At 56.3% G+C, this 20,644-nt stretch carries 18 protein-coding genes; 8 read left to right on the forward strand and 10 right to left on the reverse strand.

The features are described 5' to 3' along the window. Positions 1 to 74 precede the first annotated feature (74 nt). From soxR to L462_RS03175, 4 genes are all read left to right on the forward strand, one after another. Positions 75 to 533: a redox-sensitive transcriptional activator SoxR gene (gene soxR / locus L462_RS03190; protein WP_014168225.1), complete on the forward strand. Its 459-nt coding sequence runs from the start codon at positions 75 to 77 to the stop codon at positions 531 to 533. A 301-nt stretch (positions 534 to 834) separates the two neighbouring features. Continuing rightward, positions 835 to 1,506, forward strand: a complete 672-nt coding sequence (locus L462_RS03185) for a glutathione S-transferase family protein (RefSeq protein ID WP_025206386.1) — start codon at positions 835 to 837, stop codon at positions 1,504 to 1,506. Positions 1,507 to 1,802: 296 nt separating this feature from the next. Next, positions 1,803 to 3,152: a guanine/hypoxanthine transporter GhxP gene (ghxP, locus tag L462_RS03180; RefSeq protein WP_020882835.1), complete on the forward strand. Its 1,350-nt coding sequence runs from the start codon at positions 1,803 to 1,805 to the stop codon at positions 3,150 to 3,152. A 152-nt stretch (positions 3,153 to 3,304) separates the two neighbouring features. After that, positions 3,305 to 4,951: a Na+/H+ antiporter gene (locus L462_RS03175; RefSeq protein WP_014168228.1), complete on the forward strand. Its 1,647-nt coding sequence runs from the start codon at positions 3,305 to 3,307 to the stop codon at positions 4,949 to 4,951. A 48-nt stretch (positions 4,952 to 4,999) separates the two neighbouring features. On the opposite strand, the gene L462_RS03170 is transcribed toward L462_RS03175, so the two are convergent. After that, a complete protein-coding gene (locus tag L462_RS03170) occupies positions 5,000 to 5,881 on the reverse strand; it encodes a LysR family transcriptional regulator (RefSeq protein ID WP_025206385.1) in 882 nt (293 codons plus the stop codon). Positions 5,882 to 5,983: 102 nt separating this feature from the next. Between L462_RS03170 and L462_RS03165 the strand changes: the two genes are divergently transcribed. Beyond that, a complete protein-coding gene (locus L462_RS03165; protein WP_032679393.1) occupies positions 5,984 to 6,394 on the forward strand; it encodes a CidA/LrgA family protein in 411 nt (136 codons plus the stop codon). Then, positions 6,387 to 7,076, forward strand: a complete 690-nt coding sequence (locus tag L462_RS03160; RefSeq protein WP_032679394.1) for an LrgB family protein — start codon at positions 6,387 to 6,389, stop codon at positions 7,074 to 7,076. The genes L462_RS03165 and L462_RS03160 overlap by 8 nt, the downstream gene beginning before the upstream one ends. A 32-nt stretch (positions 7,077 to 7,108) precedes the next feature. Here L462_RS03160 and actP read toward each other — a convergent pair whose 3' ends face one another. The 3 genes from actP to acs form a co-directional block, all read right to left on the reverse strand. After that, complete coding sequence (actP, locus tag L462_RS03155; RefSeq protein WP_014168232.1) at positions 7,109 to 8,758, reverse strand: cation/acetate symporter ActP; 1,650 nt, start codon at positions 8,756 to 8,758, stop codon at positions 7,109 to 7,111. After that, complete coding sequence (locus tag L462_RS03150; protein ID WP_014168233.1) at positions 8,755 to 9,069, reverse strand: DUF485 domain-containing protein; 315 nt, start codon at positions 9,067 to 9,069, stop codon at positions 8,755 to 8,757. Before L462_RS03150 ends, actP begins: the two co-directional genes overlap by 4 nt. Before the next feature lie 70 nt (positions 9,070 to 9,139). Next, complete coding sequence (gene acs / locus L462_RS03145; protein ID WP_032679395.1) at positions 9,140 to 11,098, reverse strand: acetate--CoA ligase; 1,959 nt, start codon at positions 11,096 to 11,098, stop codon at positions 9,140 to 9,142. Positions 11,099 to 11,521: 423 nt separating this feature from the next. Here acs and gltP point away from each other — a divergent pair, with 423 nt between their 5' ends. Then, positions 11,522 to 12,835, forward strand: a complete 1,314-nt coding sequence (gene gltP / locus L462_RS03140) for a glutamate/aspartate:proton symporter GltP (RefSeq protein WP_013095082.1) — start codon at positions 11,522 to 11,524, stop codon at positions 12,833 to 12,835. 73 nt (positions 12,836 to 12,908) lie between these two features. On the opposite strand, the gene L462_RS03135 is transcribed toward gltP, so the two are convergent. Beyond that, on the reverse strand, positions 12,909 to 13,583 hold the full coding sequence (locus L462_RS03135; protein ID WP_014168236.1) for a tetratricopeptide repeat protein: 675 nt from the start codon (positions 13,581 to 13,583) through the stop codon (positions 12,909 to 12,911). Positions 13,584 to 13,907: 324 nt separating this feature from the next. Further along, positions 13,908 to 16,055, reverse strand: coding sequence for a formate dehydrogenase subunit alpha (fdhF, locus tag L462_RS03130; protein WP_082209495.1), 2,148 nt, complete (start codon positions 16,053 to 16,055; stop codon positions 13,908 to 13,910). A gap of 255 nt (positions 16,056 to 16,310) precedes the next feature. Between fdhF and L462_RS03120 the strand changes: the two genes are divergently transcribed. Beyond that, positions 16,311 to 17,042, forward strand: a complete 732-nt coding sequence (locus L462_RS03120; protein ID WP_014168239.1) for a response regulator — start codon at positions 16,311 to 16,313, stop codon at positions 17,040 to 17,042. Here L462_RS03120 and L462_RS03115 read toward each other — a convergent pair. The 4 genes from L462_RS03115 to L462_RS03100 form a co-directional block, all read right to left on the reverse strand. After that, complete coding sequence (locus tag L462_RS03115) at positions 17,039 to 18,046, reverse strand: carbohydrate kinase family protein (RefSeq protein WP_155964451.1); 1,008 nt, start codon at positions 18,044 to 18,046, stop codon at positions 17,039 to 17,041. The genes L462_RS03120 and L462_RS03115 overlap by 4 nt on opposite strands. Continuing rightward, complete coding sequence (locus L462_RS03110; RefSeq protein ID WP_032679399.1) at positions 18,043 to 18,903, reverse strand: ketose 1,6-bisphosphate aldolase; 861 nt, start codon at positions 18,901 to 18,903, stop codon at positions 18,043 to 18,045. Before L462_RS03110 ends, L462_RS03115 begins: the two co-directional genes overlap by 4 nt. A gap of 10 nt (positions 18,904 to 18,913) precedes the next feature. After that, positions 18,914 to 19,600 (reverse strand): D-lyxose/D-mannose isomerase, encoded by a 687-nt coding sequence (locus L462_RS03105; protein ID WP_014168242.1) that lies wholly within the window; start codon positions 19,598 to 19,600, stop codon positions 18,914 to 18,916. 84 nt (positions 19,601 to 19,684) lie between these two features. Further along, on the reverse strand, positions 19,685 to 20,626 hold the full coding sequence (locus L462_RS03100; RefSeq protein WP_014168243.1) for an ABC transporter substrate-binding protein: 942 nt from the start codon (positions 20,624 to 20,626) through the stop codon (positions 19,685 to 19,687). Positions 20,627 to 20,644 lie beyond the last annotated feature (18 nt).

Below are 20,644 nucleotides of genomic sequence, written 5' to 3' on the forward strand. Positions count from 1 at the left end.
CTGCCCTGGTTGATTCGTCGTTTTCTCTGCGGGCGAGTATAATTCCTCAAGTTAACTTGAGGTAAAGAGGTTTTATGGAAAAGAGATTGCCGCGAATTAAAGCGTTGTTAACCCCCGGCGAAGTGGCGAAGCGAAGCGGCGTTGCGGTGTCGGCGCTCCACTTCTATGAAAGCAAAGGGTTAATTAAAAGCATCCGAAACGCCGGAAACCAGCGACGCTACACGCGTGACGTGCTCCGTTATGTCGCGATTATCAAAATTGCCCAACGAATCGGAATCCCCCTGGCCACCATCGGCGATGCGTTCGGCGTGCTGCCGGAAGGGCACTCTCTCAGCCCGAAAGAGTGGAAAGAGCTTTCCTCTCAGTGGCGTGAAGAGCTGGATCGACGCATTCACACGCTGGTAGCGCTGCGTGATGAACTGGACGGATGCATTGGCTGCGGCTGTTTGTCGCGCAGTGATTGTCCGTTGCGTAACCCGGGCGACAGGCTGGGTGAGCAGGGGACAGGGGCGCGGTTGCTGGAGGAAGACTGAGATGCGGCAGAAAACCGCACCTCATACCGCACCTCATAAAGAACTAAAGCGCCACAAAAGGGCGCTTTAGTTTTTCCCGGTCTTTGTCTTTCACTCTATCCCGCTGGTTCACGGGAGGGTTTCCCCCGACATCAGCACCCCTCATGTCGAGCGTGTTGGGGAGGTTCCGGATTGTGCTGACACTTTAATTCTATGCAAGACCCGTCTTTTCGCCAGTCGGTCAGGCCGTTTTTAGGCGAATTTTTTTCGCGGTGTTGTTCGATTTTCTATAGTTAAAAAGTATGAATAAAAGGAGAACACAATGCTCACGGTACACCACCTGAACCAGTCCCGCTCACACCGTGTGATCTGGGCGCTGGAAGAACTTTCCCTGCCCTATGAGATTGTTCGTTACCAGCGCGAAAAGAGCATGCTGGCGCCTGAGTCGCTCAAAAAAGTGCACCCGTTGGGCAAATCGCCGGTTATTGAAGATAACGGCCTGATCCTCGCCGAGTCGGGGGCCATCCTCGAATATCTTCAGGAAACCTACGATCCTGAGTCGCGGCTTAAACCTCTGGATCCTGCGCATAAGGTGCAATACCGCTTCTGGTTGCACTATGCCGAAGGTTCGCTAATGCCGCTGCTGTTGATGAAGCTGGTTTTCAGTAGTCTCGGTAAGCCGCCCGTGCCGTTTGGTATCCGCACGTTGGGTAAAGCGCTGGGGCAGGGAGTGCAAAAAGCGTATCTCAACCGCCAGCTTGAAACTCATGCACGCTTTATTGAGTCGCATCTTGCCGAAAACAGCTGGTTTGCCGGCGACGCGCTCAGCATGGCGGATATTCAGATGAGCTTCCCGATTTTTGCCCTGCTGGCGCGCGGTGGCATCGATAACCTCCCGCATACCCAGGCCTGGAAGAAAAAAGTAGAGAGCAGCCCTGGCTGGCAAAAAACGCTGGAGCAAGGTGGCCCGTTATCGATTCCGGGTGGGGAGTGAAATGTAAACAAATTGCGCACAGACGATAACGTTTGCGCATCCTCTGTTTATTTCTTCAGCGTCATAAGGGAATTTTAGCGAAAAACGATAAAGTTCAGTTGAAAAGGGCGGGGATTAGGCTAGATAATCGTTTGCCTTAATTTGACCACCCGTTTGTAAGCGCGGAGCTAAACGTTTGCTTTTTCTGTGACGCCCCTTTCGTCGCAAATGCAAAACACGGATTTGACGTTTAGCTGGCAGTGGCGTCTCCACCACGCTTACGGACTTTCTATAAAAACTCTCAGGGGATGTTTTCTATGTCTACGCCATCTGCGCGTACTGGCGGTTCGCTTGACGCCATCTTTAAAATTTCGGCTCGCGGCAGCACCGTGCGCCAGGAAATCGTTGCCGGTCTGACCACGTTTCTGGCGATGGTTTACTCCGTCATTGTCGTTCCGGGTATGCTGGGTAAAGCGGGCTTCCCGCCGGCGGCCGTCTTTGTTGCTACCTGTCTCGTGGCGGGCGTTGGCTCCATCGTGATGGGCCTGTGGGCGAACCTGCCGCTGGCGATCGGTTGTGCAATCTCGTTGACCGCCTTTACCGCTTTCAGCCTGGTTCTGGGTCAGCACATCAGCGTACCGGTTGCGCTCGGTGCCGTGTTCCTGATGGGTGTACTGTTTACCGTTATCTCCGCCACCGGTATCCGTAGCTGGATTTTGCGCAACCTGCCTCAGGGCGTGGCGCATGGCACCGGCATTGGTATCGGGCTGTTCCTGCTGCTGATTGCCGCAAACGGCGTCGGCCTGGTGATCAAGAACCCGCTGGACGGTCTGCCGGTGGCGTTGGGTCACTTCGCGAGCTTCCCGGTCATTATGTCCCTGATCGGTCTGGCGGTGATTATTGGTCTGGAAAAACTGAAAGTCCCGGGCGGCATTTTGCTGACCATTATCGGGGTGTCCATTGTTGGCCTGATTTTCGATCCTAACGTTCACTTCTCCGGGATTTTCGCCATGCCGTCGCTGAGCGATGACAAAGGCAACTCTCTGATTGGCAGTCTGGATATCATGGGGGCGTTGAACCCGGTGATCCTGCCAAGCGTGCTGGCGCTGGTGATGACCGCGGTGTTTGATGCAACGGGTACCATCCGTGCCGTCGCGGGTCAGGCGAACCTGCTGGATAAAGACGGTCAGATTATCGATGGCGGCAAAGCGCTGACCACCGACTCCCTGAGCAGCGTCTTCTCGGGTCTGGTGGGCGCGGCTCCGGCTGCGGTGTATATCGAGTCCGCTGCGGGTACGGCGGCAGGCGGTAAAACTGGCCTGACGGCCATTACCGTTGGCGTGCTGTTCCTGCTGATCCTGTTCCTCTCTCCGCTCTCCTACCTGGTGCCGGCCTACGCGACCGCACCTGCGTTGATGTACGTTGGTCTGCTGATGCTGAGCAACGTGGCGAAAATCGATTTTGCTGATTTTGTGGATGCGATGTCAGGCCTTATCACGGCGGTCTTTATCGTGCTGACCTGTAACATCGTTACCGGCATCATGATCGGTTTCGCGTCGCTGGTGATTGGGCGTCTGGTCTCCGGCGAGTGGCGCAAGCTGAACATCGGCACCGTTGTGATTGCCGTCGCGCTGGTGGCGTTCTACGCGGGCGGCTGGGCAATCTAAGTTGTCCATTGATGCGAAAACGGGTAGCTCAGGCCGCCCGTTTTTATTTTCAGGACTCATCCCGTTGTCTTTTGCGTTACTCTGGGGAAGATAGAATAACAGGCACGACGCCTTAGGTTTGGCTTTTAAGAAACACAGCAAACAGGGAACGCATGGAAATCTTCTTCACAATACTCATCATGACTCTTGTGGTCTCGCTATCCGGGGTAGTCACACGCGTACTGCCCTTTCAGGTCCCCCTGCCATTAATGCAAATTGCCATCGGCGCGCTGCTGGCGTGGCCGACGTTTGGCCTGCACGTGGAGTTCGACCCCGAACTGTTCCTCGTGCTGTTTATTCCGCCGCTGCTGTTTGCCGATGGCTGGAAAACGCCCACGCGTGAATTCCTTGAGCACGGGCGAGAGATATTAGGTCTGGCGCTGGCGCTCGTGGTGGTCACGGTGGTCGGGATTGGCTTCCTGATCTACTGGGCGGTACCGGGCATTCCGTTAATTCCGGCCTTTGCGCTGGCCGCGGTGCTGTCACCAACCGATGCCGTGGCGTTGTCCGGCATTGTCGGTGAAGGCCGTATTCCGAAGAAAATCATGGGGATTTTACAGGGTGAGGCGCTGATGAATGACGCCTCTGGCCTGGTTGCCCTGAAATTTGCCGTGGCCGTCGCGATGGGCACGATGATCTTTACCGTAGGCGGCGCGACCCTGGAATTCTTCAAGGTGGCGATTGGCGGTATCCTGGCCGGGTTTGTGGTGAGCTGGCTGTATGGTCGTTCGCTGCGCTTCCTCAGCCGCTGGGGCGGCGATGAACCGGCGACACAGATTGTGCTGCTGTTCCTTCTGCCGTTTGCCTCTTACCTGATTGCCGAACATATCGGCGTGTCGGGCATTCTGGCGGCGGTGGCGGCAGGGATGACCATCACCCGCTCCGGCGTAATGCGCCGTGCGCCGCTGGCCATGCGCCTGCGTGCAAACAGCACCTGGGCGATGCTGGAATTTGTCTTTAACGGGATGGTGTTCCTGCTCCTGGGCCTGCAGTTGCCGGGCATCATGGAATCCTCGCTGGTGGCGGCCGAGGCCGACCCGAACGTCGAAACGTGGATGTTGTTCACCGATATCGTGCTGATCTACATGGCGCTGATGCTGGTGCGTTTCGGCTGGCTGTGGACGATGAAAAAATTCAGCATGCGCTTCCTGACGAAAAAACCGATGGAGTTCGGCTCGTGGACCACGCGGGAGCTGCTGATTGCTTCTTTTGCTGGCGTTCGCGGGGCGATTACGCTTGCCGGTGTGCTGTCCATTCCGCTGCTGCTGCCCACGGGCGATGTCTTCCCGGCGCGCTATGAACTGGTGTTCCTGGCGGCAGGGGTGATTCTGTTCTCACTGTTTGTCGGCGTGATAATGCTGCCTCTTCTGCTGCAGCATATTGAGACGGGTGACTCGACTCAGCAGCATAAAGAGGAGCGTATTGCCCGCGCGGCGACCGCCGAAGTGGCGATTGTGGCCATTCAGAAGATGGAAGAACGTCTTGCGGCGGACACGGAAGAGAACATCGACAACCAGCTGCTGACTGAAGTGAGCTCACGCGTGATTGGTAACCTGCGTCGTCGTGCCGATGGCCGCAACGATGTGGAAAGTTCGCTGCAGGAGGAGAACCTGGAGCGCCGGTTCCGTCTGGCGGCGCTGCGCTCAGAGCGTGCCGAGCTGTACCACCTGCGCGCCACGCGGCAAATCAGCAATGAGACGCTGCAAAAACTGCTGCACGATCTGGATTTGCTGGAAGCCTTGCTGATAGAGAATCAGTAGCCCGTGCGGGCTGATGCCCTCACCCTGACCCTCTCCTCCCGGAGAGGGTCAGGGGACCCAAAATCCTTCGCAGCATTTCAGCCACGCCTGCGCGCTGTGCGATAAATAAACCCCTTCGCGCCAAATCATCCCTAACTGCCAGTGCAAATCGCTTTCCAGCGGGATCCAGCGCAGGGTGTTTTTATCGAGCCGTTCGCAAATCGGCTGCGGCAATATCGCAATGCCGACGCCTGCCTGCACCATCGCGGCCAGGAAATCCCACTGCCCGCTGCGCACCGCAATGCGCGGCTTCACGTTGTGTTGATTAAACAGCGCCATCAGCTGGCGGCTGAGGGCGAAATCTTCGTTGTAAATCAGCAGCGGGTGTTCACCGAGCCGTTCGGGTTTCACCGTGTCGACCTTCAGCCAGTCACCAGAGCGGGGTACCAGCACGCACAGCGGGTGGCTAAAGAGCGGCAGCGTCGCCAGACCGCTCTCTTCCTCCACAGGAAGGGCGGTCATGGCGACATCCAGCTCGCCGTTGGTGACTGCCTGTTGAACCGTTAAGCCGCCAAACTCGGAAATTTTCAGCTCAACGCCGGGATAACGCTGGCGAAACAGGCTGATGGGGCCGGCCATCATCATCCCAACCATCGGTGGGATGCCGAGGCGCAGCAGCCCTTTTGTCAGGTGATTGATATCGCCAAGCTCCGCTTCCAGCTGGCGGAACTCCGCCAGGATCGCCAGCCCGCGTTCAAAGACGACCCGCCCGGTATCGGTCAGCAGCAGCTTGCGTCCATCGCGGATAAGCAGGGTGCAGTTCAGTTCATCTTCGAGGTTTTTCAGCATCTTGCTGATGGTGGGTTGGGTGACAAACAACTTCTCCGCTGCGCGGGTAAAACTTTGCTGACGAACCACTTCGACAAAATAGCGCAGCGTTCTTATGTCCATGATTATTCCTCGGAACTATACCTTTGATGATTTTAATTCATTTCAGTCCATTACGTGCGCTCACTATACTGGCGCCTCGTCTCATTTTTGAGGAAAACCCCCATGGCCGTGGCGTTAAGCCGTGTTACGCCTGCCGTTGTGCAACGACTTCAGGTACCGGTTCAGGTACTGCTTTATGCGGGACTGTTTGTTTTCGCGGAATATCTTGTCAACTGGTTGCATCTGCCGTTGCCTGCCAACCTGGTCGGAATGGTGCTGATGCTGACGCTTATCCTCTGCCGCGTTATCCCCCTCAACTGGGTACGCGCCGGCGCGCGCTGGCTGCTGGCGGAAATGCTGCTGTTCTTTGTGCCTGCCGTGGTCGCGGTGGTGAACTATGCGCAACTGCTGAGGGTAGATGGCTGGCGCATCTTCGCGGTCATTGCGCTGAGCACGCTGATGGTGCTGGGGGCCACCGCCTGGGTGGTTGATAAAGTGTATCGGTTTGAAATCAGCAGGCAAAAGCATGACTAACTTCCAGATAAGCGTGTTGTGCCTGATTGCCACTCTGGCGATCTACTTTGCCAATAAACGGCTGTATCGCCGTTTTCACGCGCTGCCGCTGATGCCGCTGGTCTTCACGCCGATCATGCTGGTCCTGATGCTGGTCTTCGGGCATATCTCCTGGCAGAACTACATTGGGGAATCCCACTGGCTGCTGTGGCTACTGGGGCCTGCGACCATTGCCTTTGCGGTACCGGTGTATGACAACCTGGCGATCATCAAACGCCACTGGATGTCGCTCAGCGCTGGCGTGATCACGGCCACGGTGGTGGCGGTCTGCAGTTCCGTCTGGCTGGCCCGGCTGTTTACGCTGCCCGATGAAATTCAGCGCAGCCTGGCCGTCCGTTCGGTCACCACCCCGTTTGCGCTGGCCGCGGCCAAGCCGCTCGGCGGACAGCCGGATCTGGTCGCGTTATTTGTGGTCGTGACGGGCGTCTTCGGGATGGCGGTTGGCGACATGCTTTTTTTGCGGCTGTCGATCCGTGAAGGAATGGCGAAAGGGGCGGGATTTGGCGCGGCATCGCACGGTGCGGGAACGGCACGTTCGTATGAACTCGGGCAGCAGGAAGGGGTGGTGGCAAGCCTGGTGATGATGCTCTCGGGCGTGGTGATGGTATTGATTGCACCGCTGGTGGCGTGGGTGATGTTCTGATTTCCCCGGCCAGTAAGGCCGGGGAGACGAGGTTAGTGCGCGCGGCCTTGCTCGACGCCCAGACCCGTTTGTGAGCGGATAAACTGGGCGCGGAATTTCTCACGCTCCAGGTTACCTTCCGGCGAGTTATCGGTCGCGGAGAAGACCCAGATACCAATAAACGCCACGGCAATGGAGAACAGCGCCGGGTATTCATACGGGAAGATAGCGCTTTCGTGACCGAGGATCTGTACCCAAATTGTCGGGCCAAGGACCATCAGAATCACTGCCGTCAAAAGCCCCAGCCAGCCGCCAATCATCGCCCCACGGGTGGTCAGTTTTGACCAGTACATGGAGAGCAGGATGATAGGGAAGTTACAGCTTGCCGCAATGGAGAAGGCCAGCCCCACCATAAAGGCGATGTTCTGCTTCTCGAACAAGATCCCCAGCAGAATAGCGACCACGCCCAGCACCAGCACGGTGATTTTCGAGACTTTCAGCTCATCACGTTCGCTTGCTCCTTTGCGGATAACGTTGGCATAGAGGTCGTGCGATACCGCAGACGCACCCGCCAGCGTCAGCCCGGCAACCACCGCGAGGATGGTGGCGAAGGCCACGGCCGAGATAAAGCCAAGGAACAGGTTACCGCCTACCGCGTCGGCCAGATGCACTGCCGCCATGTTGTTACCGCCAATCAGCCCGCCCGCCGCGTCTTTAAACGCGGGATTCGCCCCCACCAGCATGATGGCGCCAAAACCAATGATAAAGGTCAGGATGTAGAAGTAACCCATAAAGCCCGTGGCGTAGAAGACGCTTTTGCGCGCTTCACGCGCATCGCTCACGGTGAAGAAACGCATCAGGATGTGCGGCAAGCCAGCCGTACCAAACATCAGACCCAGACCGAGCGAAAGCGCAGAAATAGGGTCTTTCACCAGCCCGCCAGGGCTCATGATCGCTTCCCCTTTCGGGTGTACCGCCATCGCTTCAGTGAACAGATTATTGAAGCTGAACCCGACGTGTTTCATGACCATAAAGGCCATAAAGCTGGCGCCGAACAGCAGCAGGACCGCTTTGATGATTTGCACCCAGGTCGTGGCCAGCATGCCGCCGAACAGGACGTACATCACCATCAGCACACCCACCAGCACCACCGCGATGTGGTAGTTCAGGCCGAACAACAGTTCGATCAATTTACCCGCGCCGACCATCTGCGCAATCAGATACAGCGCGACCACCACCAGCGAGCCGCAGGCGGAGAGGGTACGAATCGGCCCCTGCTTCAGCCGGTAGGAGGCCACGTCTGCGAAGGTATAGCGGCCCAGGTTGCGCAAGCGTTCTGCGATCAGGAACAAAATAATCGGCCAGCCCACGAGGAAGCCGAGGGAGTAAATCAGACCATCGTAGCCGGAGGTGTACACCAGCGCGGAGATACCGAGGAAGGAAGCGGCGGACATAAAGTCGCCTGCAATCGCCAGCCCGTTCTGAAAACCGGTAATGTTGCCGCCTGCGGTGTAGTAATCATTACGGGAGCGCACGCGTTTCGAGGCCCAGTACGTGATGTACAGCGTCAGCAGCACGAAAATCAGGAACATGATAATCGCCTGCCAGTTGGTTGGCTGGCGCTGTACCTCGCCGGTGATGGCATCAGCGGCGTTGGCGGCAAAGGGAAGTGTGGCGGCAAGCGCCGTCAGGACTCTCTTCATGATGCTTTTACCTCTGCCAGGACTGCTCTGTTAAGACGATCGAATTCGCCATTGGCGCGCCAGACGTACACGCCGGTCAGCACAAACGAAATGATTATCACGCCAATCCCAATCGGAATTCCGCGCGTGACGCTGGTGCCCGCGTGCAGCGGCGTACCGAGCCAGTGTGGGGCAAAGGCAATCAGCAGAATAAAGCCGACGTAAATAATCAGCATGATGATGGAAAGTAAGAAGGCAAACCGTTGCCGTTTATCCACGAGCTCCCTGTAGTGCGCACTATTCTCTATCTGCTGACAAATATCGTTATTCATCAGAGGTCTCCAGAAGTATTTATAGGGGAGGTTTTTTATTCCCTCTCCCGGGGGGAGAGGGGAGATCGCGTTACGATGGCATTGCGATGGACTGCTTCTCTTCGAGCAGTTTTTCCACCACGCCAGGATCGGCAAGCGTTGAGGTATCACCGAGGTTGCTGGTGTCACCGGCTGCGATTTTGCGCAATATGCGGCGCATAATTTTGCCTGAGCGGGTTTTCGGCAGAGAGTCGGTCCAGTGCAGCACGTCCGGCGTGGCAAGCGGGCCAATCTCTTTACGTACCCAGTTGCGCACCTCGGCATACAGCTCTGGTGACGGCTCTTCGCCATGATTCAGCGTGACGTAGGCGTAAATCGCCTGGCCTTTAATGTTGTGTGGGATCCCAACGACGGCGGCTTCGGCAATCTTCGGATGAGATACCAGCGCGGATTCAATCTCCGCGGTACCCAGACGGTGGCCGGAGACGTTCAGCACGTCGTCCACGCGCCCGGTTATCCAGTAATAACCGTCCTCGTCACGCCGGGCGCCGTCACCGCTAAAGTACATGTTTTTAAAGGTGGAGAAGTAGGTCTGCTCAAAGCGCTCGTGGTCGCCGAACAGGGTACGCGCCTGGCCCGGCCAGGAATCGGTGATCACCAGATTGCCTTCGGTGGCCCCGTCCAGCGGATTACCTTCGTTATCCACCAGCGCAGGTTGTACGCCGAAGAACGGTTGAGTTGCTGAACCGGCTTTTAACTGCGTCGCACCCGGCATAGGGGTGATCATAAAGCCGCCGGTTTCGGTCTGCCACCAGGTGTCCATTACCGGACATTTTTCGTTGCCGATTTTCTTCCAGTACCACTCCCAGGCTTCCGGGTTGATGGGCTCGCCAACGGAACCGAGGATGCGCAGCGAAGAGCGGTCAGTGCCTTCAATGGCCTTATCGCCTTCCGCCATTAATGCGCGGATCGCCGTTGGGGCGGTATAGAGAATATTGACCTTGTGTTTGTCGACCACCTGACACATGCGCGCCGGCGTTGGCCAGTTCGGTACGCCTTCAAACATCAGCGTAGTGGCACCACAGGCCAGCGGGCCGTAAAGCAGGTAGCTGTGACCGGTGACCCAGCCTACGTCGGCAGTACACCAGTAAATGTCGCCCGGATGGTAGTCGAATACGTACTTGAAGGTGGTAGCGGCATAGACCAGATAGCCGCCGGTGGTGTGCAGCACGCCTTTCGGTTTGCCGGTTGAGCCGGAGGTGTAAAGAATAAACAGCGGATCTTCCGCGTTCATCTCTTCCGGCTGATGCTGGTCGCTGGCTTTTTCAATCAGATCGCTCCACCACAGGTCGCGTCCTTCGTTCCAGTCGATCTTGCCGCCGGTACGCTTGAGGACGATGACGTTGCTGACGGTTTTCACGTTCGGATTTTTCAGCGCTTCATCGACGTTTTTCTTCAGGGGAATGCCACGGCCAGCGCGCACGCCTTCATCGGCCGTGATCACCAGTTTCGAGCTGGAATCGACAATACGTCCGGCGACCGCTTCCGGTGAGAAGCCGCCAAAAATCACCGAGTGAATCGCACCGATACGCGCGCAGGCCAGCATGGCTACCGCCGCTTCAGGCACCATTGGCATATAGATAGCCACCACGTCGCCTTTTTTAATGCCCCTTTCCAGCAGAACGTTGGCAAAGCGGCACACGTCGCGGCGCAGTTCTTTATAAGTAATGTGTTTGCTTTGAGAGGCGTCGTCGCCCTCCCAGATAATGGCCGTTTCATTACCGCGTTCGGCAAGGTGGCGGTCAAGACAGTTTGCTGCCAGGTTCAGCGTGCCGTCTTCGTACCATTTAATGGAGACGTTGCCGGGCGCAAAGGAGGTGTTCTTCACCTTCTGATAAGGTTTAATCCAGTCAAGAATATGGCCCTGCTCACCCCAGAAGACGTCCGGGCTGGAGACGGATTGCTGATACTTCTCGTGGTACTGCTCCGGGTTTATCAGGCAACGGTCCGCAATGTTTGCGGGAATGTCGTGTTTATGTACTTGGCTCATGGCTTTTTTTCTCCTTGTAAGATGTTAATAATATGTCGCAAAAACGTTAATAGTAGGGGCTTTACAAGCTTTGTTTATTATTTGGGCTACAGATCACGCATTGTTTGAAGAGTATGAAAAATGAGCGAATGAAACTTTGAAGGAAAATAATTCACCGTGCCGATTATTCACAATTTCGATTAAAAAAGCCTTTTTATAACAAAAAGTTATTGATTGGAATTGTGACAAACTCACGTCATGACCGCTTTTTGCAGCGAAATGTGCCGTTCTTTAAGGCTTGCGCAACATGCCGCGCAAATGATACTCATACGCCGCGTTAAAAAATCCCATAAACCAACGCAACACAATTCATACCCTTTCAGTATGTATCCATATTCATGCAGTTTATGTGAATAGGGCGCTTCATTGAGGAAGTCAGTTTCTATGAAAAACGTTAAAGTCAGCCTGGCCTGGCAAATCTTGCTAGCCCTTGTGCTGGGTATCCTGCTGGGTAGTTACCTGCATTATCACAGCGACAGCCGCGAGTGGCTGATTGCGAACCTGCTCTCCCCGGCAGGAGATATCTTTATTCATCTGATCAAGATGATTGTCGTACCGATTGTTATCTCAACGCTGGTCGTCGGCATTGCCGGTGTGGGGGATGCAAAACAGTTAGGCCGTATCGGCGCGAAGACAATTCTTTATTTCGAAGTGATCACGACGATTGCCATCATTCTGGGCATCACACTGGCGAACGTGTTCCAGCCAGGATCCGGGATCGATATGTCGCAGCTGGCGACGGTGGATATTTCTAAATATCAAAGCACTACCGCTGAAGTACAGAGCCACGCGCATGGCCTGATGGGAACCATCCTTTCGCTGGTGCCGACCAACATCGTGGCTTCCATGGCGAAGGGCGAGATGCTGCCGATCATCTTCTTCTCGGTGTTGTTTGGTCTGGGTCTCTCCTCCCTGCCTGCCACGCACCGTGAACCGCTGGTCACCGTGTTCCGCTCAATTTCTGAAACCATGTTCAAAGTGACTCACATGGTGATGCGCTACGCGCCGGTTGGGGTGTTTGCGCTTATCGCGGTAACCGTGGCGAACTTCGGTTTCGCCTCCCTGTGGCCGTTGGCGAAGCTGGTGATTCTGGTTCACTTCGCCATCCTGTTCTTCGCGCTGGTGGTGCTGGGAATTGTGGCGCGCCTGTGTGGGCTGAGCATCTGGATCCTGATCCGTATTCTCAAAGATGAGTTGATTCTCGCGTACTCCACGGCAAGCTCTGAAAGCGTACTGCCGCGTATTATCGAGAAGATGGAGGCCTACGGCGCGCCGGCGTCGATTACCAGCTTTGTGGTGCCAACCGGCTACTCCTTTAACCTGGACGGCTCAACGCTGTACCAGAGTATTGCGGCTATCTTTATTGCTCAGCTGTACGGCATTGACCTGTCTCTGTGGCAGGAGATCGTGCTGGTGCTGACCCTCATGGTGACCTCAAAAGGCATCGCAGGCGTACCTGGCGTCTCCTTTGTCGTGCTGCTGGCCACCCTGGGCAGCGTAGGGATCCCGCTGGAAGGTCTGGCGTTTATCGCCGGTGTCGACCGTATCCTCGACATGGCGCGTACGGCGTTGAATGTGGTGGGTAACGCCCTGGCGGTGCTGGTTATCGCTAAGTGGGAGCACAAATTCGACCGTAAAAAAGCGCTGGCGTATGAACGCGAAGTGCTGGGTCGTTTTGATAAGACCGCAGACCAGTAAAATAAAAAGGCCGGGGTTAACCCGGCCTTTTCGCATTCCCTCTCTGCTAAAAGAGAGGGCCGTGTAAGAGACTTTACTCCCCACTCAACGCGTCAAATTCTTCACATCCCGTATCAAATCCTTCGGTACAGCTCAGGTTCAGCCAGTAGAGCGCTTTCTGCTTATTCGGCGTTATAAAGCCTTTCTCGCCCTGCTGGAACAGCATTCCGGCCCAGTACTCCGCGTAACCCGTACGCGAAAGGGAGGAGCTGCGTTTGAACCACGACGCGGCTTTGACGTCGTCCTGCGCCACCTCAACGCCGTTGGCATAAATCATCCCCAGCAGCATTTGCGCATCCACCGCGGAGTCGTTGTCGATATCTTCGGTTGCCGTTTGCAGCAGTGCGATGGCCTGTGGATAGTCAGTTTTCCCTGCCTGGGTGTTGACCAGCACGCGTGCCAGCATAATTGCGCCGCGTTTACTGCCGGCGATAGTGGCCTGCTGCGCCAGCGCTTTGGCCTGCGCGTAATCGCCCTGTGTAAACTGGATTTGCGATAACAACGCCATGGCGTCGACATCGCCCCCTTTTGCTGCTTTCTCTGCCCACTGCGCGGCCTGCTTGCTGTCGCCGGAACTGAAGTAGGTATCGGCAAGGTAATACTGGGCGCGGGCGTCACCCGCTTCCGCCTGTTGCTTGTACTGGCTGCCAATCTCATCCGCGTGGACGAGTGACGTAAAAAATAACAACATCAGAAAAATTGATTTCATGGATTCTTATCATCTGGGTACACGCCGCGCAGTATAATCGTCGTCGCAGAAGAAAAAAACGGGCGCGGTAAAGGTGAAGGAACATTTCCCGGTGTCCGCCGCGTTTCGTCTCACAATAATGCTTGTGAAAGAGGGCATTAGACGCTCGCGGGGGAGATTCTCTCACTGAATTAAAATACAAAGCCGGGTATTTATTTCGGTGCTAATGACATTATTGCTGCGGGGCAGCGTGCACAATATATATTGATAATATAAATAGCTTATTAAGAAATAAAAAAGGGGTGAATAAGTCACCCCCTTTTATTCATCGATTAATTAACGGCATTAACCCAACGCGCTTTCACGCAGTCTGGCTTTCAGCTTGCTATATTCGTCAATCACATACTGTTCCGCGGCGTGCTGGTCAGCAATCGACTCCACGCGTACGGCGCAGTACTTATACTCCGGCGTTTTGGTTATCGGGCTTAAGTTCTCCGTCACCAGTTCGTTGCAGGCACCAATCCACCACTGGTAGGTCATATAGACCGCCCCTTTGTTAGGTCGGTCGCTGACCTGCGCACGGGTAATGATGCGTCCTTTACGCGAGTGCACCCAGATCAGGGCTTCATCTTCAATACCCAGACGCTCTGCGTCAGCGGTGTTGATCTGCGCATAGCCCGGTTCATCCGCCAGTGCCGCCAGCGCAGCACAGTTACCGGTCATCGAACGACAGGAGTAGTGGCCCACTTCACGCACGGTAGAGAGCACCATCGGATACTCATCGGTGAGTTTATCGATTGGCGCGACCCAGTCGCAGGTGAAGAACTGCGCCAGTCCGTTCGGGGTGTCGAACTTCTCTTTAAAGAGATACGACGTGCCCTGATCGGCCTCTGACTCATCGCGGCACGGCCACTGGATATACCCCAGTTCACCCATTTTCTCATAGGTGGCACCGGTGAAGTCCGGACACAGTTTGCGCAACTCGTCCCAGATTTCCTGGGTGTTGTTGTAGTGCATCGGATAACCCATGCGGGTGGCGATTTCGCTGATGATCTGCCAGTCGGTTTTCAGATCCCACTTCGGCTCCACCGCTTTGAAGAAGCGCTGGAAGCCGCGGTCTGCCGCCGTGTAAACACCTTCATGCTCGCCCCATGACGTTGACGGTAAAATCACATCCGCCGCCGCCGCGGTTTTGGTCATAAAGATGTCCTGGACAATCACCAGTTCGAGATCCTCAAAGCCTTTACGCACCGCTGACAGCTCGGCGTCGGTCTGCAGCGGATCTTCACCCATAATGTAGGCGGCACGCACTTCACCGTGCGCCGCACGGTGCGGCAGCTCGCTGATGCGATACCCGGTATGTTCCGGCAGGCTCTCCACGCCCCAGGCCTTCGCGAATTTCTCCCGATTTTCCGGGAATTTAACGTACTGATAGCCCGGATAGGTATCCGGCAGTGCGCCCATGTCACACGCACCCTGCACGTTATTCTGACCACGTACCGGGTTCACGCCCACATGCGGTTTGCCCAGATTTCCGGTCAGCATCGCGAGGCTTGTCAGGGAGCGTACGGTTTCCACGCCCTGATAGAACTGGGTTACGCCCATGCCCCACAAAATGGCCGCGGTTTTCGCCCCGGCGTACATCCGCGCTGCCTGGCGGATCTCTTGCGCGCTTACGCCGGTTATCGCTTCGACGGACTCCGGCGTGTAGCCTTCGACAATTTTCCGATACTCGTCAAACCCTTCCGTACGGGTCGCGACGAACGCCTGGTCGTAGAGATTCTCCTCGATAATGACGTGGCCCATCGCATTCAACAGCGCGATATTCGAGCCGTTTTTCAGTGCAATGTGCATATCCGCAATACGTGCCGTTTCAATTTTGCGCGGATCGCAGACGATGATTTTCGCCCCATTCTGTTTGGCGCGAATCACGTGGTTCGCGACGATAGGGTGAGAATCCGCCGGGTTATAGCCAAAAATAAACACGAGATCGGTGTTATCTATCTCGTTGATCGCGTTACTCATAGCGCCGTTACCGACCGACTGGTGCAGACCTGCAACCGATGGGCCGTGTCAGACGCGAGCGCAGCAGTCGACGTTATTGGTACCAATAACGGCGCGCGCGAATTTTTGCATTACATAGTTGGTTTCATTACCGGTACCGCGTGAAGAGCCGGTAGTCTGGATCGTATCCGGGCCATACTTGGCTTTGATGGCGCTCAGGCGCGTGGCGACATAATCCAGCGCCTCGCTCCAGGAGACGGCTTCCAGCTTGCCACCGCGCTCGCGGCGAATCATAGGGGTTTTCAGGCGTGGGGTAAGGATTTGGGTATCGTTAATAAAATCCCAGCCGTAGTAGCCTTTCAGGCACAGCGTGCCCTGGTTGGTTTTCCCCTGGGCGGCCTCCGCCCGGACGATTTTGCCGTTATCGACCACCAGGTTGATCTTGCAACCCGAGGCACAATAAGGGCAAACCGTGACGACTTTTTTCATCAGTCTGCTCCAGTTAATCAATGCTTACGCCCCACTATGCAGCTTCTATGCCATGTTTTTATTGTGGGTATCAGCAGACTTTACGGCCAACAGAGGGGCAAAACCCTGACGAAAAACAGCCAATCGTCAAAATTGACGTGTCGAATGGGCAGTGGATGTGACATGGGTTGTAATTCCGTCATGTAAAAGTCAAATTGGCTGGAGCCGACGGCAGAATAGTTCAGACTTAACATAATCCCCTGATGGAAGCATGCGATGAAACCGGCGATTCTGGTGGTTGATGACGATACCGCAGTCTGCGAGCTGCTGCAGGATGTGCTGAGTGAGCACGTCTTTAGCGTGCTCGTCTGCCATAACGGCCAGGACGCGCTGAGTCTGGTTCAGCATGAGCCACACATCGCCCTTGTCCTGCTGGATATGATGCTGCCGGATATCAACGGCCTGCAGGTATTACTGCACCTGCAAAAGCAACGTCCGGAGCTGCCGGTGGTGATGCTGACCGGGCTGGGCAGTGAGTCAGACGTGGTGGTGGGGCTGGAGATGGGGGCCGACGATTATATTGGCAAACCGTTTAACCCGCGCGTGGTGGTTGCCCGGGTTAAAGCCGTGCTTCGCCGGACCGGGGCGCTGGCCGCAGATACCCCGGTGCCACGCGTGGCGGGCGTGACGTTCAATGGCTGGACGCTGGATACCTCCCGTTGTGAACTCAGCGATCCGCAGCGTAACCCCGTACCGTTGACCCAGGGAGAATATGGTCTGCTGCTGGCGCTCACCCAGAACGCCCGGCGGGTGCTCAGCCGGGAACAACTGCTCGAGCTGACGCACAGCGAAAGTGCCGAGGTGTTCGACCGCACAATCGATGTGTTGATCATGCGCCTGCGCCGTAAAATAGAAGCCAACCCGCATCAGCCCGCACTCATTAAAACCGTCCGGGGGCTGGGCTACGTCTTTGCTGCCGATGTGTCTCACAGCGAGAAAGCGGCTTAAATATTCTCTTTAATAAACAGCTGCAGCTCGGCCAGCGTTTTTGCCCCATCAATGGCGTTCGCAGCCAGCAGGCTTGCCCGCGCGCAGGCATGGGCCAGATAAATACTCTCGACCAGCGGCAACGCTTCATGGCAGCCGTATAAGAAGCCTGCGCAGAAGGCATCACCCGCTCCGACGCTGCCGATAATCTCTTCCCGCTCCAGCAACCAGGAGGGGATCCAGCGTCCTTCATCGTCCGGTGTTAACCCCCACGCCCCTTCCGGACAGTGGATCACCACCCGCTGACGCACGCCAGCCGTCAGAAGCTGTGAGGCGGCTTCCGCGATATGGGCAATGTGCGGGGCATCGTTCTCGTCGCGCATTTCCAGCCCGCTAAACTCGCCGGCTTCCAGTTCGTTGATGACCAGATAATCAAGATGGCGCAGGGCAGGGAGGACCAGCGGCTGATAGCGCGGGTCACCCTTTCGCGAGACCAGATCGAGCGAGGTTTCATACCCCTGATCGCGCATCTGGGCCAGCAGCCGTGCGCTGCGGGTGCCGTACTCGTCATCGGGCATATCCAGGCTGTCGAGCAGTAACAGGTAGCCGAGGTGGAAAATCTTCATCGCGCCGTCGAGGCGGTCGAAGGCGGGCAGATCCAGAAGACGGTTGGCGCCCGGGGAGTGGAAAAAAGTGCGCTGCCCGCTGGGGTCGGTCATAACCTGCGACATAGAGGTTGGCGCAAAGGTCGTGCGCTGCACCCGCTGGCGGTTGATGTGATACTGGTCGAGCATCGCCAGGATGTAATCGCCGTCGCTATCTTCGCCAATCAGGCCGACGGCCTGCAGCGGCAGGCCAACGTGCATTTTGGCCAGCGTCAGCAGGACGTTCAGCGGCGCACCGCCGGTTGAACGTTCGCTGTGGGTAATCTCCGCCAGCCAGCCGCGCTCCGGCCATTGCACAATCTGGTGGACGTGATCCACCAGCATATTGCCGGCGGCGATAATCCCTTTACGTTCCATTATGCCTGCCCCACGCTGCCAAAGATGCGCATTTGCGCGGCGACCGTATCGGTAATCGCCTCTTCTATACCCAGCAACAGTTCTGCAAATTCATCGTACAGAGGCTGACGTTTTGCCATCCGTTGCTCAACGGCGGAGAGCGCGGCCTGTGACATGCCGGTATAAAAGTTGATTTTATGGATCCCCAGTTCGATGGCGCGACGAAAATCGGCATCGCTGATGCCGGAGCCGCCGTGTAAGACCAACGGCAGGCCGGTCTGCTGGCGAATGGCGTCCAGACGAGGGAAATCGAGTTTTGGCTCGCCTTTGTATTTACCGTGCGCGTTGCCAATGGCGACCGCCAGCGCATCAATGCCGGTGGCATCGACAAACTCGCGCGCCCGCAGCGGGTCCGTAAACAACGCTTCATCCGCCTGGCCATACAACGCGCCACCTTCGTCACCGCCTACCGCACCCAGCTCCGCTTCTACCGATACGCCAACCGCGTGGCACATCTTCACCACCTCCCGCGTCTGGCGAATGTTTTCTTCGTAGCTCAGAGTGGATCCATCAAACATCACGGAGCTGAAGCCTACGCGCAGCGCACGTACCACCGCCTCGAAATGCAGGCCGTGATCGAGGTTGAGCACCACCGGAATATCATGACGGGCGGCTTCAAACCTGACTGCTTCGACCAGCGACTCCAGGGAGACATACTTAAAGTGGACTTCCGCAATATTAATGATAAACGGCGAGCGTTCCTGTTTCGCGGCAGCAAACAACGCGCGCAAAAAATGGGAGTCGAGAACGTTAAACGCGCCGAGCGCGTAGCGGTGTTTCCTGGCGTGCTCAAGACCGTCGGCAAGAGAAATCAATGGCATTATTTACTCCTTATTTCCGAAACAGGTTGTACTCGTTGCACAACACCAGCACCGCCGGTTCGTCTTCTTCGATATTGTTATAGCGGGCAATGGGCTGTAAAAAATGGTTATCGTGTTCATCGTCATTCACCGATGACACTTCCCCCACCAGTACGTCGCCAAAACCGCGTTCGCCCCAGAAACTGTGGTACAGGCCGGGGGTGAGGCAGATGCTGTCCCCGGGTTGCAGGCGTAACTGACTGCCGGGCGCGTGGGTTTGCAGACAGCCGTCGAGGGTAACGGTCACGTCGGTATTTTCAGGTTCTTGATGTGCACCGGCATTCCATAACTCGACGATCAGGTTTCCGCCGCCACGGTTGATGATGTCTTCCCGTTTACGCCAGTGAAAATGCATGGGCGTCACCTGACCATCCCGGACGTGCATGATTTTTTCGGCATAGCACTTTTCATAGGGCACGCCGTTCGGTGAGCCATTGCGCAGGGTAAAGAGCGTTAGCCCCTGTGCGGCAAAATGGTCGCCGCCGAATGCCGTTACGTCCCAGCCAAGCCTGAGATCAAACACTTCCTGCCAGGCGGCCGGGTCAAGCTGCTGCCATTTCGTCGGCGGAAAACTGGCAAAGGGAGGGAGATGCACATCGTGCATGGAGAAGAACTGCCGCGTGTGGCCAAGGATTTCATTGATTTCGGAGCGTTTCATGGGGCCCCCTGGACGCTATGTCAGGCCTCACCCCAACTCTCCCGCGAAGAGAAGATCAGGGTGAGGGCATCAAACCGCACTACATCACTTCACTGTCCACCCTTTATAGGATCCGACGTTCTTTTTATCGATCATTGTCACCGGGATCAGCACAGGCTCTTTAGGCGCAGGTTTGCCCTGCAGAATGTCATAGCCGATCTCAACCGCTTTTGCCGCCATTACCTGCGGATCCTGAGCCGGCGTCGCGACAAACAGGGAGTTCTCACGCTTAAGCGCTTCTTCGCCGTCCGGGCTGCCGTCTACGCCAACGATAAAGAATTCATTGCGTTGGGCCTGTTTTGCCGCCAGATCGGCACCGATCGCCGTCGGATCGTTAATCGCGAACACGCCGTCGATCTTCGGATTGGCCGCCAGCAGTGAGGTCATCACTTCCAGACCGCCTTCACGGCTACCTTTGGCGTTCTGGTTATCAGAGAGCACCTTGATATCCGGATGTTTTTTGAACTCGGTCTGGCAGCCTTCGACGCGGTTTTGCACCGCGGACACTGGCGGCCCGTTGATGATGACCACGTTGCCTTTGCCTTTCAGGCGATCAGTAATGTATTTACAGGCCATTTCCCCCGCCTGGGTGTTATCGGAGGTGATGGTGGCATCCGCCCCTTCCGCCGCGACGTCAACCGCGACAACCACGATCCCGGCCTCTTTCGCGCGTTTAACCGCCGGGCCGATCCCTTTGGAATCCGCGGCGTTTAGGATGATCATGTCCACTTTGGCCGCAATAAAGTTGTCGATCTGCGCCACCTGCTGGCCGAGATCGTAACCGCTGGAGACCAGCGTCACTTTGACGTTATCCCCCGCCAGTTTGCGCGCTTCCAGCTCGGCACCTTTGGTGATCTGCACGAAGAATGGGTTGGCCAGGTCGCCCACCGTCACGCCGATGGACTTCAGATCTTTCGCCTGCGCAAACGGCGTTGCGGCAAGCAGCGCGCCAGCACAGAGCGCGGTCACTAACGGTTTCAAACGCATCTTCTCTTCCTCGCTTGT

It is taken from the genome of Enterobacter sp. BIDMC 26 (genome assembly GCF_000534435.1).
Lineage (GTDB): Bacteria > Pseudomonadota > Gammaproteobacteria > Enterobacterales > Enterobacteriaceae > Enterobacter > Enterobacter ludwigii.

Excerpts from the sequence above, each read along its gene's own strand:
- acs (WP_032679395.1), bottom strand. The coding sequence starts at position 11,098 with ATGAGCCAAGTACATAAACACGACATTCCCGCAAACATTGCGGACCGT.
- L462_RS03110 (WP_032679399.1), bottom strand. The coding sequence starts at position 18,903 with ATGCCATTGATTTCTCTTGCCGACGGTCTTGAGCACGCCAGGAAACAC.
- L462_RS03150 (WP_014168233.1), bottom strand. The coding sequence starts at position 9,069 with ATGAATAACGATATTTGTCAGCAGATAGAGAATAGTGCGCACTACAGG.
- ghxP (WP_020882835.1), top strand. The coding sequence starts at position 1,803 with ATGTCTACGCCATCTGCGCGTACTGGCGGTTCGCTTGACGCCATCTTT.
- L462_RS03100 (WP_014168243.1), bottom strand. The coding sequence starts at position 20,626 with ATGCGTTTGAAACCGTTAGTGACCGCGCTCTGTGCTGGCGCGCTGCTT.
- L462_RS03185 (WP_025206386.1), top strand. The coding sequence starts at position 835 with ATGCTCACGGTACACCACCTGAACCAGTCCCGCTCACACCGTGTGATC.
- L462_RS03160 (WP_032679394.1), top strand. The coding sequence starts at position 6,387 with ATGACTAACTTCCAGATAAGCGTGTTGTGCCTGATTGCCACTCTGGCG.
- soxR (WP_014168225.1), top strand. The coding sequence starts at position 75 with ATGGAAAAGAGATTGCCGCGAATTAAAGCGTTGTTAACCCCCGGCGAA.
- actP (WP_014168232.1), bottom strand. The coding sequence starts at position 8,758 with ATGAAGAGAGTCCTGACGGCGCTTGCCGCCACACTTCCCTTTGCCGCC.
- L462_RS03120 (WP_014168239.1), top strand. The coding sequence starts at position 16,311 with ATGAAACCGGCGATTCTGGTGGTTGATGACGATACCGCAGTCTGCGAG.
- gltP (WP_013095082.1), top strand. The coding sequence starts at position 11,522 with ATGAAAAACGTTAAAGTCAGCCTGGCCTGGCAAATCTTGCTAGCCCTT.
- L462_RS03175 (WP_014168228.1), top strand. The coding sequence starts at position 3,305 with ATGGAAATCTTCTTCACAATACTCATCATGACTCTTGTGGTCTCGCTA.
- L462_RS03165 (WP_032679393.1), top strand. The coding sequence starts at position 5,984 with ATGGCCGTGGCGTTAAGCCGTGTTACGCCTGCCGTTGTGCAACGACTT.
- L462_RS03170 (WP_025206385.1), bottom strand. The coding sequence starts at position 5,881 with ATGGACATAAGAACGCTGCGCTATTTTGTCGAAGTGGTTCGTCAGCAA.
- L462_RS03105 (WP_014168242.1), bottom strand. The coding sequence starts at position 19,600 with ATGAAACGCTCCGAAATCAATGAAATCCTTGGCCACACGCGGCAGTTC.
- L462_RS03135 (WP_014168236.1), bottom strand. The coding sequence starts at position 13,583 with ATGAAATCAATTTTTCTGATGTTGTTATTTTTTACGTCACTCGTCCAC.